The organism is Pseudoalteromonas prydzensis, from assembly GCF_011050055.1.
Taxonomy (GTDB): Bacteria; Pseudomonadota; Gammaproteobacteria; order Enterobacterales; family Alteromonadaceae; genus Pseudoalteromonas; species Pseudoalteromonas prydzensis_A.
Map to the genome: position 1 here is coordinate 48,409 of NZ_DRGM01000125.1, position 10,889 is coordinate 59,297.

The 10,889-nt window shown below is 41.6% G+C and carries 11 protein-coding genes; 5 read left to right on the forward strand and 6 right to left on the reverse strand.

Going from position 1 to position 10,889, the window contains the following annotated elements; translation table 11 throughout:
* Positions 1 to 19 precede the first annotated feature (19 nt).
* From rsmE to ENH88_RS11800, 3 genes are all read right to left on the reverse strand, one after another.
* The gene (gene rsmE / locus ENH88_RS11790; RefSeq protein ID WP_304182447.1) at positions 20 to 754 is read right to left on the reverse strand and encodes a 16S rRNA (uracil(1498)-N(3))-methyltransferase; all 735 of its coding nucleotides are present in this window, start codon (positions 752 to 754) and stop codon (positions 20 to 22) included.
* A gap of 85 nt (positions 755 to 839) precedes the next feature.
* The gene (locus tag ENH88_RS11795) at positions 840 to 1,313 is read right to left on the reverse strand and encodes a hypothetical protein (RefSeq protein WP_304182448.1); all 474 of its coding nucleotides are present in this window, start codon (positions 1,311 to 1,313) and stop codon (positions 840 to 842) included.
* Positions 1,314 to 1,343: 30 nt separating this feature from the next.
* Complete coding sequence (locus ENH88_RS11800) at positions 1,344 to 2,237, reverse strand: hypothetical protein (RefSeq protein ID WP_192541718.1); 894 nt, start codon at positions 2,235 to 2,237, stop codon at positions 1,344 to 1,346.
* 73 nt (positions 2,238 to 2,310) lie between these two features.
* Here ENH88_RS11800 and glnE point away from each other — a divergent pair, with 73 nt between their 5' ends.
* A complete protein-coding gene (gene glnE, locus ENH88_RS11805; RefSeq protein ID WP_304182449.1) occupies positions 2,311 to 5,109 on the forward strand; it encodes a bifunctional [glutamate--ammonia ligase]-adenylyl-L-tyrosine phosphorylase/[glutamate--ammonia-ligase] adenylyltransferase in 2,799 nt (932 codons plus the stop codon).
* Here glnE and ENH88_RS11810 read toward each other — a convergent pair.
* The 3 genes from ENH88_RS11810 to tolC all read right to left on the reverse strand — a co-directional run bounded on the left by ENH88_RS11810 (position 5,106) and on the right by tolC (position 8,109).
* On the reverse strand, positions 5,106 to 5,678 hold the full coding sequence (locus ENH88_RS11810) for a TcpQ domain-containing protein (RefSeq protein WP_304182450.1): 573 nt from the start codon (positions 5,676 to 5,678) through the stop codon (positions 5,106 to 5,108). The genes glnE and ENH88_RS11810 overlap by 4 nt on opposite strands.
* A gap of 54 nt (positions 5,679 to 5,732) precedes the next feature.
* Positions 5,733 to 6,659, reverse strand: a complete 927-nt coding sequence (gene lpxL, locus ENH88_RS11815; protein ID WP_304182451.1) for an LpxL/LpxP family Kdo(2)-lipid IV(A) lauroyl/palmitoleoyl acyltransferase — start codon at positions 6,657 to 6,659, stop codon at positions 5,733 to 5,735.
* 106 nt (positions 6,660 to 6,765) lie between these two features.
* Complete coding sequence (gene tolC, locus ENH88_RS11820) at positions 6,766 to 8,109, reverse strand: outer membrane channel protein TolC (RefSeq protein ID WP_304182452.1); 1,344 nt, start codon at positions 8,107 to 8,109, stop codon at positions 6,766 to 6,768.
* 176 nt (positions 8,110 to 8,285) lie between these two features.
* Between tolC and ENH88_RS11825 the strand changes: the two genes are divergently transcribed.
* The 4 genes from ENH88_RS11825 to ENH88_RS11840 are packed head-to-tail and all read left to right on the forward strand — an operon-like array spanning position 8,286 to position 10,732.
* Positions 8,286 to 8,912 carry an NUDIX domain-containing protein gene (locus ENH88_RS11825; RefSeq protein ID WP_304182453.1) on the forward strand — a complete coding sequence of 209 codons (627 nt, stop codon included), beginning with the start codon at positions 8,286 to 8,288 and terminating at the stop codon, positions 8,910 to 8,912.
* A 38-nt stretch (positions 8,913 to 8,950) separates the two neighbouring features.
* Positions 8,951 to 9,409, forward strand: a complete 459-nt coding sequence (locus ENH88_RS11830) for a DUF1249 domain-containing protein (RefSeq protein WP_304182454.1) — start codon at positions 8,951 to 8,953, stop codon at positions 9,407 to 9,409.
* Positions 9,396 to 10,187, forward strand: coding sequence for a metallophosphoesterase (locus ENH88_RS11835; RefSeq protein ID WP_304182455.1), 792 nt, complete (start codon positions 9,396 to 9,398; stop codon positions 10,185 to 10,187). The genes ENH88_RS11830 and ENH88_RS11835 overlap by 14 nt, the downstream gene beginning before the upstream one ends.
* Positions 10,172 to 10,732, forward strand: a complete 561-nt coding sequence (locus tag ENH88_RS11840; protein WP_304182456.1) for a YqiA/YcfP family alpha/beta fold hydrolase — start codon at positions 10,172 to 10,174, stop codon at positions 10,730 to 10,732. The genes ENH88_RS11835 and ENH88_RS11840 overlap by 16 nt, the downstream gene beginning before the upstream one ends.
* Positions 10,733 to 10,889 lie beyond the last annotated feature (157 nt).

Here is a 10,889-nt window from a genome sequence, read left to right on the forward strand (position 1 = left end):
GAGGGTGGTTTAGCTATTTTCAATTAGCTAAATCGCCAAATTGTAGCTGTAATGCACTTAACACCGTCAAAGCGGCCGTTTCTGTGCGTAGTACGCGTGGCCCAATACGAATATCAACAAACGCTTGCTGTTTGGTTTGGGCAATTTCATCATCGGTAAAGCCACCTTCAGGACCGACTAAAAAGCGCACGCCAGCACTTGGCACCTTGATTGTTTTGATGCTATGCTCGGCGCGAGGGTGTAGGGTGAGTTTAATTTCATCACTCTTTTGCGCAAGCCATTGGCTAAGATCGATCGGTGGGTGAATGGTGGTGATGCTATTGCGGCCTGATTGCTCGGCAGCAGCAATGGCTATTTTTTGCCATTGTAGGTGTTTTTTGGCAAGTCGCTCAGGGCTTAATTTAACCCCACAACGCTGGCTAAAAATAGGCGTGATTTCAGTGATCCCTAATTCAACCGACTTTTGAATGGTAAAGTCCATTTTATCGCCGCGAGAAATACCTTGCCCTAAGTGAATGCTAAGTGGCGATTCAACATCTTTGTCATCAAATTTAAGCGGCATTGCCACCACTGATTTTTTACCAACTTCAATGAGTTCGCAAAGGTATTCGCCACCTTGACCATTAAACAATGAAATATGCTCACCAACTTTCATCCGTAATACGCGACCAATATGGCCTGAGGCATCATCGTCTAACTGCAATGGGGTCGCAATTACAATGGAACTTGCTTGATAAATATGAGGAACTCGCATGCTGACCTTCAACAAAAATAGCTAATGGCGTTATGGTATGTAAGTCATCTCGTTGGTGCAAATACTTATTACCAGCGCTGCGTAATTAGTTATTGAGCTTTTCGCATAATGCGTCTAAATCTTGCGGGGTTTCGGCTATTTCAGTTTGACATGATAAGTGATTGTTTTGCGCCATATCGGCTACGGGCTCAAACAAGTAACCATCTTCTGCTTCTTTAATTAAAAATCGTACAGAATGTAACGAGTTGAATATAAAGCGTTGTTTATCATCAGCTAACAAATAGTCCGTTTGATTGAACAGCACGCCAGCAATATCATGGTGTTCATGTAAGTAGCTTGCCAGTTCTGACACGCTAATTTCATTGCTAAAGTCGCAGTAGCAATAATCTTTGATTAACTCATCAAACATTAACTTCACCAACTGACGGGTATTCGTACCTGCTACGACTAGGGTACTGGGGTTGGTTCCGTGTGGCCGAGCAAAGTAGTGCTCAGTAAATTGCCGACTGAATTCACTGTCGTTGTCGATCAGTAGATAGTTATTTACTTCAAACGGCATAAGGCCCCACGTATTCGAACATTTCCAAGCTTAAATTGAAAACATGCTTATTAGTAAATAGCCTATTGCACTGAAAACAGCAAATTCAATGCAGGCTACGCCAATATTATCTTGATGATCAATTTCAAGCGCAGTATCAATGTTTGGCAGTGAAATGAACTTGATTATAGTCGTTAATAGATACAGTAATAACCACATAGTGCCGCAATGTAAAGCTAATGTGAATAAATTCTCTACCATTTTGCCACTATGAAAAGTGGCACTGGCAAGGCCTGCATAAATAGCTAATGCAAGACCGATGGATTTCCCCGCATAACGGATGCCGATAGAGGTATTTTCTAAATTAAAGTTATTCTGTAATGATGCCCCTTGATTAGCGCGAGCAAAGCGATATTCACGTAGCTTGCTGTCTAGGGCAAAAATTCCTTGTAATAAAAGGAAGCAAACAAACACGATGAGCAAGCTGCTAAAGCCTTGAGTATGAGACCAGTGGTAAAGCCCTAAGGTGATAATACAGTTGGCGATTAACATGCCAGAATCAACTAAAGCAGCGCAGACATTTTGCTTTAAGATGGCGGCTTCTTCGTTAAAACGGTGCAAAATCCATTTGCGGTGGATCAAGTGACCTATTTTAATAAAAGCAAATAACAGCACTATCAGTACAATCACTTTAATCGGGTTTGATTGGGCTGTGCTGATACTAATTTCATCAAATAAAAATGCCACCGTCGCTACCACTACACTGATTTCTGACGCAAAACTAATTCCTAGAGCAAAATTGTCATGTTGAGCAAGCTCTTCTTTTAATGCTTGTTTAGCCTTAAGTTGACTTACTACCCGCAAACAAATAACAGCTAAGCAAATAACCATAAAACAGATAGCAATCGCGAGTAAACTAGTGTTAGATAAAGATAAATATGACATTGAGAACCTAGGCTGGTTATTATTATGCTAATCATTCTAGTACGGTTACGACGGATATAAAAGAGAGTATTTGATGACACTAGGCGAACAACTTCCAGCAGCACTAAACACCCTTGGCCGCGAGCGCTTTGTGCAGCTCTACCCAGAGCAATCACCCAGTGAGTTAATTATTAATTTAATCGGCTTGAGTGACTTTGCATGGCGTTGTTTGCAATCTCAACCGCAGTTAATTGAGATGTTACTTTGTGATACACAAATGAGTTTGCGTGATAGCCCAAATCCATTTCAAGGGTTAAATTTGGCAGAGGTGGATGAAGCGCAGTGTCATAAAATTTTACGCCGTTATCGTGAGCGCTATTGGTTAAAAGTAGCGTGTTTAGATTTGTGTTATAGCAATGACATAGCAGATAGCATTGGCTATATTTCAGCGCTTGCCGATCAGTTAATTGACAGTGCAAATAATTGGGCGTTCGCTCAGGTTGCAATCGTTAATGGGCAACCACTGGATGAGCAACAACAACCCCTCGCTATGATGGTATTAGGCATGGGTAAGTTAGGCGGCCAAGAGTTAAACTATTCGTCAGATATCGATTTAATTTTTTCGTATCCGCGCAGCGTAAAAACTCAAGGTGGGCGTCGCTCGCTAGAAGCGCAAGTGTTTTACACTAAAGTTGCACAAAAACTGATTGCCGCACTTAATCAAATCACTGTTGACGGTCAAGTATTTAGAGTGGATATGCGGCTGCGCCCATTTGGTGAGAGTGGCCCTTTGGTTATGAGTTTCACAGCAATAGAAGATTATTATCAAGATCAAGGTCGTGAATGGGAACGCTACGCCATGCTCAAAGGGCGTTTGATCGGCCCGCAAACGCGCTACAGTGATGAATTCTATCAGTTATTAAAACCGTTTGTGTATCGTCGTTATATTGACTTTTCAGTGATCGAATCGCTGCGTAAAATGAAACAAATGATAGCTCAAGAAGTACGCCGTAAACGCTTGACTAACAATATAAAACTAGGTGCAGGAGGGATCCGTGAAGTGGAGTTTGTGGTGCAAGCACTGCAAATGGTAAGGGGCGGGCGAGAAGCTAATTTGCAAACACAATCCTTGCAAAAAGCACTGGCGGAGCTAGAAAACATTCAAGTTATTGGCGAAGATGAAGCGCAGTTACTACGTGATAATTATTTATTTTTAAGACGGGTAGAGCAGTATTTACAGATTTTTGCCGATCAACAAACGCAAACATTACCTGATGATGAGCTCAACCAACAACGGTTAAATTACTTGTTAGGGCGGCGTGATTTCAGCGCATCTTTAGCACAAATAAATGACATTATGGCTGGCATACACAGTGAATTTGAACAAGTCATTGGCTATGAAAGTGAGCCTGTCGATCCGTGTGAAAGTGCGTTTATAAGTGCTTGGGAACACACCGATATTAGTGTCTTGAGCGAACCAAATGATGCATGGCAAATGCCATTAGAAGATTTTAAAGCACGCTTAACGAAAACTAAAATTGGTCATCGTGGTCGCGATATTCTCGATAAACTCATGCCGTTAATGCTAAAACAACTATCAGACAGTCAAGCAACGGGTGATGTATTTAGTATGATCTGCCAAGTACTCAGTAAGGTTATTTCACGCACAGCCTATTTAGAGTTGCTGTATGAAAACCAAGGCGCGTTAAAGCAGCTTGTTTCGTTGTGTTGCCATAGTAAATGGATTGGCGAACATATTTCCCGTTACCCGATTTTACTTGATGAGCTAATCGATCCTGCGGTGCTGTATAAGCCCACTCCTTTGAGTGCCTATAAAGACGAAATACGACAGTATTTTTTACGTATTGATAGCGCAGACTTAGAACAGCAAATGGAAGCATTGCGTCAGTTTAAACAAACCCATCAGCTAAGGATTGCTGCCGCTGATGCAACCGGTGTGTTAGATGTGATGAAAGTAAGCGATCACTTAACTGCATTAGCCGAAGCGATAGTCGAGCAAGCTGTCAATCTTGCTTGGCAACAAATGGCGCAGCGCTTTGGTGTGCCACCTAATACTGATGATGAACATAAAGGCTTTGCGGTAATAGCGTATGGCAAAACCGGTGGTTTTGAAGTGGGTTATGATTCTGATCTCGACTTAGTATTTGTGCATAACAGTGACGGCTCAGAGCAAACTAATGGCACTAAAGCGATTGATTCACGTCAATTTTATTTAAAACTTGCACAGCGATTAATGCATTTATTTAATACCCGTACAGCGTCGGGTATTTTATATGAGCTGGATACTCGATTACGCCCAGAAGGCGCTTCAGGGCTAATGGCAATTAATTTAGAAAGCTTTAATCATTACCAGCAAACGCAAGCTTGGACGTGGGAGCATCAGGCGCTAGTACGCTCTCGAATGATTTTTGGACAAACTGAGTTACAACGGCGGTTTGCGCAAATTCGCTTAGGTATTTTGTGCCAGCAGCGCGACCCACAAAAACTCAAAGAAGATGTGATCACCATGCGTGAAAAAATGCGTACTCACTTAGCGAAGGGCAATGACATTGAGTTTGATTTGAAACAAGATGCAGGTGGTATTGCTGATATTGAGTTTTTAACGCAATACTTGGTACTAAATAATGCGCATCGCTTTGCTGAGCTAACAACTTATTCAGATAATGTGAGGATTTTAACGGACGCTGCACGGCTTGGCTGTATTAGCAAAGAGACTAAGCAAGGGTTGATCGCGGCTTATATTGATTATCGCTCCCGTTACCATGTGCTGAGCTTAGATCAGCAGGGACGTTGTGTTGCAAAACAGGAGGTTGCCCCGCATATTCTGTTTGTCACCAACGCATGGCAGCAGGTGTTTGCATTAACCGCCTAACTCCTTAGGCGTTTGCAATTTTCCCGTACATATTCAGAGGGCAGTTCGGTGATCACCGCTGCCCGCTGCTTAAAGCAAAAAAATGTATAAACCTCGTTTTCAAAGTCATCGTTGATGGCGCGACCAACTTGATAAAGGGTTGAGTTGAAATCGCTATCAACCCTAAAGTGATCTTTCACCACATAATCTTTACTTAAATACCAATACAATACGATGTCTTCATTGCGTGCATAGTCAGTTAACACTTTTTTTAAGGTGGAGCCGTTTTCAAACCGTCTCGGGATAAATTTCCCCGTCCAGTTTGGGGAAGATGGTTCAACAACTTTAGCGCGCTCGGTTAATGCGGCATCGATATTTATATCAGGAGCAGGGAGTTTAAGCACATACTTATCACGTTCATTATTTTTACTAACTTGGTTACGTAATGCAGAATAAAAGCGTGATAAACCTTGCGCCGCTGCATTTTTGGTATCTTTCATATCCATGACTGGGCCATGACCTAATAAAAAATAAAGTGCTGCGGCAATTAAAATGGCAGCTAATGATAAATGCTTAACCCAAAACCACATAACTCATACTCTTGTATTTATATTTGTTAATAAAAGCATATTACAGTGGCGTTGTCACTTGTAATAAGAAGGTGCATCGATATCTGGACGTGTTTTAAAACGTCTATGCAGCCACATATATTGTGCAGGAGCAACGTTTACGGCTTGCTCTATTCGCTGGTTGACGCGGGTCACATCAGCTTTATCATCACCACTGGGGAAATTATCCAGTGCAGGCAGTACTTCTAAATGGTATTTACCTTGTTCATCACGGCGGCTGGTTAAGCTCACTGTCTCACAATTTTTACTGGCTGAAAATAATAAGGTTCCAGTGGTTGTTGCCGCATCTTGGACTGCAAAAAACGGTGCAAATTCACAGCGTTTACGACCGTAGTCTTGATCTGGCAAGTAATAACAGACTTTTTTAGCTTTAAGTGCCTTTAATAGCCCTTTGACATCGCGTTTGCCAATTAAATACTCATTTGATCGTAACCGGCCTCGGGTCATAAAAAACTCCATTAGCGGGTTATTATGCGGGCGGTAAAAGCCAATGCCTTGGTGTTTAAGGCCCATGATCCGGCTGGCTATTTCTAGGTGTAAAATATGCGGGACTAGCAATAGCACACCTTTACCAGATTGTTGGATCCGTGCAAAATGTTCAAGCCCTTTCACAGAGCCATAAACGCGCTTTATCCGCCAATTTGGCCACCACCATGCCATACCTGTTTCAAGGGTCGCAATGCCAGTGTTTTCCATATTCTGTTTGACTAACGCCCGTTGCTGTTCAATTGGCATATCAGGAAAGCATAGTCTTATATTAACTTCAGCAATGTGGCGACGCTTTTTCATGGTGCGATATACCAAGCGACCAAGTTGCTTACCTAGCCATAATTGCAGTTTAGACGGTAACCAAGACAGCGTATATAAAATAAATACACCAAGCCAAGTAAGCCAATAACGCGGACCTAGGAAAGACCATTTAAATGCAGATGAGTTGACCACGAAAATATCTCATATTCGAAAAAGAGTTAGTTTAACTGGATGAATAAAAAAATACAAAAAAGCCAGCAAGTTGCTGGCTTTTAAATGAGAAATGTTAAACTTATCGCTATTGAATTTCTTTTAAGCCTTGATTAATGGCTTGTAAGTCATTGCTTGTTAACGTACCCGCCGCTTGTTTTAAGCGTAGCGTCGAGACTACATAGCGATAGCGTACATCAGCAAGATTACGTTTAGCATTAAAAAGGTTTTGTGTGCTGATCAATACGTCAACAATGGTACGAGTGCCCACTTCAAAACCTGCTTCAGTGGCTTTTAATGCGCTTTCTGCTGAAACCACAGCTTGCTCAAGCGCTTTAAAAGTCGCAATATCAGATACTACTTGATTATACGATGTGATAACCGAGCGAGTGACGCCACGTAAATTTGCTTCTAAATCTTCGCTTGCAGCCACATAAAAAGCACGTGCTTGCTCAGTCGCAGCTGTAGTAGCACCGCCTGAATAGATTGGCACACTAAAGGTGATGCCAATATTTGTACTATCACCACGTGGACGTGCCGTGTTGCTATTGCTATCAGCTAGTGTATCACCGTAGCTGGCATCTAAAGTCAGCTTAGGGTAATGGCCCGCTTGTGCTAAATCAATTTGATCTTTAGCGATATCAACCGTTACTTTAGAGACCTGCAGATTTAAGTTGTTTTCTTCTGCTAGCTTAATGTAATCGGGTGATTTTTTTGTCGGTTGAACTGTAGAGAACGTCTCAGTGTTTAACATATCCAGCTTAGCGTGGTATTTACCGGTGATCTCGCGAAGCTGCTCACGGGCAGTTTCAACGCCGTTTCTGGCAACGATTTCGCGGGCAACCGAGTTATCGAACTGTGCTTGCGCTTCATGCACATCGGTAATTGCCGTTAAGCCTACTGCATAACGCTGTTTGGTTTGCTCAAGTTGACGTTCAATGGCGCGTTTTTCCGATTGTACGAATTCTAAGTTATCAATCGAACTTAATACGTTGAAATAGCCATCAGCAACACGAACAATCAGATCTTGCTTGGCAAAATCATATTGAGCAGTTGCTTGCAACGCTTGTTTGTCTGCAATACCTAGTGAATTCCAGGCACCTAAATCAAACAGTGTTTGGCTTAGGCTAAGACCACGGGTGAATGTATCTGAATCGCTATCGATCTTGGTATAACCTGCCGCATCAGTACCGTTAAATGATGTGCTATCGGTTTTTTCATACCCCATAGAAAAACCGATTTGTGGCAATAAAGCACTCATCGCACGATCGCTGTTATAAGCTTGTGCATCGGCTTGCGCTTTTGCTTTTAAAACAGTGGGATCGTTAGCTGTGGCAATTTCATAAACTTGTAATAAATCTTCAGCATTTGATGCTGTTGCAGTTAATGCGCAAGATAAACCAATCAGCGCAGCAAGAATGTTTTTTTTCATTATTCGTTCAGTCCTTAGACAATTTTCGTTCTAAAAGCATGGTAACCTGTTTTACTTAATAACAAAAAAAAAATTGCGTAAAACAGCGTAAACAAGTGTAACAGAATATAATATCCCGGACATGATAGTTATTATCTAAGCGCTAATTCAAGTAATAAAATACCATAGGAAATGCAATGGCTGATGAAAAACTTATAAAATTTGGCAAGCAAGACGTTAAAATAGCCCCTATAAAAGCACTTTATAAGGGGTTTTTTAATATTAATTTATATCAGTTTGAGCATGCACTATTTGCTGGTGGACAATCGGCAACAATAAGCCGTGAAATACTCGAACGCGGTGACGCTGTAGCGGTTTTACCGTATGATCCCAGCTCCAATAATATATTGCTGATAGAGCAAATACGGATTGGCGCAATAAAGAGCAAGCAGTCACCTTGGTTATTAGAATGCATAGCCGGTATGACGGATGGCAGTACTGATTATGAAACTGTCGTCAAACGCGAAGCATTTGAGGAAGCGGGACTTGAGCTACATGAATTGGAATTTATGCTATCGTACCTTTCAAGCCCAGGCGGTACTACCGAGCGGTTACACCTTTATTTAGCTCCCACTGACTTAAGCCAGCTGCAAAGTGGTGTTTATGGGCTAGAAACCGAAGGCGAAGATATAAGAACACATATTATCAGTTTTAATGAGGCGATGGCCCGTTTAGCAACGGGTGAGATAGATAATGCCGCGACGGTTATTTCATTACAGTGGTTAGCGCTTAATCGTGAGCGTATACTTAAGCAGCGCACTTAGAATATGCTCCCTTTAATCTCTAACTTTATGGCGGTAACGTGACAGCACTTGCAGTAAAACAACGATATATTCAAAGTCTCCCTAAATACTTGACGTTATGTGAGCATAACTACTTACGCGCTTTAAAATTGTTGCCCAATGAACGCAAACAAGGCAGTACACGGCAAGTACAATTAGGCAATAACCGATTTGCAATTAAAGTGGATGGCTGTGCGAAGTACACTATGGATATTTCTATTACGCAATTAACGGGGATGTTAAAAGGCTTTAATCCGTTGTTTTTAACCGTGCGTTTGTATCATGATGCAAAAGTGGCAGAAATAATTCACCATGACTACCATCAAAGAATTAAACCATCGTATGGCTATCCTAATCCGCAAATGCATCAAAAAGACGAAAAATATCAGCTCAATGCATTTTTATATGATTGGTTAGTGGCGTGTGTTGACAGTGGTCGGGCGGCACTCAATTGGGATGTGAATAATGGCTTGGTTTGATGAATATGCAACTTTCAATCGCAGCCAGCTGCATTTAGCGCATATTACCGATTGCCATTTATTTGCCGATCCACAAGCTGAGTATTTTGCGGTTAATACCGCAGAACATTTTTCTCGCGCGCTTGCCCACATGGCAGAGCAGCCATTAGATGCTGTGATCTTTGGTGGTGATTTAACCCAAGATCACAGTTTTGAATCCTACTTATTGTTTGCTCAGCTAATTGCCGATGCAGCGCTTTCCTGCCCAGTATTTTGGCTACCAGGTAATCATGATGAGATAGCTGCCATGCAACGCATCTCTAGTGGCCAAATAAGTAATGCTAAACGTTTAATTGCTGATGGCTTTGAAGTGTTACTTATTAATTCCAAAGGACCCACACCTGCAGGATGGGTAAGTGAAGCGCATTTAAATGAGATCACCACATTATTAGCAAGCACACCGTTACCGAGTGTGATTTTTTGCCATCATAATCCACTGCCAATCAACGGCTACTTAGATAAACATATGCTTGAAAATGGTCCGCAATTGCTTAACATATTACAAAACAGTGGGCAGGTTAGGCATGTATTCCACGGTCATGTTCATAATGATTACCAATTTCAGTTCAGAAATATTGATGTGCTGGCCACTCCCGCAAGTTCAGTGCAATTTACTAAAAATACCGCACACTGGCAGCAACAAAATTTAGGCGCAGCTTATCGGTTATTAACGATCACTAAGCCAAGCGACGCAGCCCCATTGTCTGTTGATTCGGAGCTAATATGGCTCAACGGGTAATTTACATTCATGGTTTTAATAGCAGTGAAAAATCATTTAAAGCTGTGCGCTTTGGTGAGTATATGGCACACTATGATGTTGATTATTGTGTGCCGAGGCTAAGCCATGAACCGCTGCATGCGATAATTCAAATTGAACAATTATTAACGCCAAATACTGTATTACTTGGCAGTTCTTTAGGTGGTTTTTACGCCACTTATTTATCGCAAAAATATCAGTTACCAGCAGCGCTGATCAATCCTGCTGTTAAGCCTTATTTATTATTGAGTTCATTGTTAGGGCCGAACTATAATCCGTATCAGGATAGCCATTACGAGCTCAGTAATAGTCATATTAACGCGTTAAAGTCACTGTCGATACCAAGCTTAGAGCGCCCATCGTTACTGTATTTATTACAGCAAACAGGTGACGAAGTATTGGATTATCAGCAGGCCGTTAAATATTATTCACAATGCAAGCAACAGATAGAATTTGGTGGTGATCATAGCTTTATTGGCTTTGAAGACTCCATTGCTAGTATTGTAGATTTTCTTAAAATCACGTAAAACATAGCTAAGCGCATAAAAGATAAAAACTATGAGTCAGCAAAATTATAACGCCGAAGCCATTGAAGTATTAAATGGGTTAGAACCTGTTAAACGCCGCCCTGGTATGTACACCGACACCACCCGTCCTAATCACTTAGGGCAAGAGGTTATTGAT

Coding starts and splice junctions, on each gene's coding strand:
- rsmE (WP_304182447.1), bottom strand. CDS start 754: ATGCGAGTTCCTCATATTTATCAAGCAAGTTCCATTGTAATTGCGACC.
- ENH88_RS11840 (WP_304182456.1), top strand. CDS start 10,172: ATGGCTCAACGGGTAATTTACATTCATGGTTTTAATAGCAGTGAAAAA.
- glnE (WP_304182449.1), top strand. CDS start 2,311: ATGACACTAGGCGAACAACTTCCAGCAGCACTAAACACCCTTGGCCGC.
- ENH88_RS11810 (WP_304182450.1), bottom strand. CDS start 5,678: ATGTGGTTTTGGGTTAAGCATTTATCATTAGCTGCCATTTTAATTGCC.
- ENH88_RS11835 (WP_304182455.1), top strand. CDS start 9,396: ATGGCTTGGTTTGATGAATATGCAACTTTCAATCGCAGCCAGCTGCAT.
- ENH88_RS11795 (WP_304182448.1), bottom strand. CDS start 1,313: ATGCCGTTTGAAGTAAATAACTATCTACTGATCGACAACGACAGTGAA.
- ENH88_RS11800 (WP_192541718.1), bottom strand. CDS start 2,237: ATGTCATATTTATCTTTATCTAACACTAGTTTACTCGCGATTGCTATC.
- tolC (WP_304182452.1), bottom strand. CDS start 8,109: ATGAAAAAAAACATTCTTGCTGCGCTGATTGGTTTATCTTGCGCATTA.
- ENH88_RS11825 (WP_304182453.1), top strand. CDS start 8,286: ATGGCTGATGAAAAACTTATAAAATTTGGCAAGCAAGACGTTAAAATA.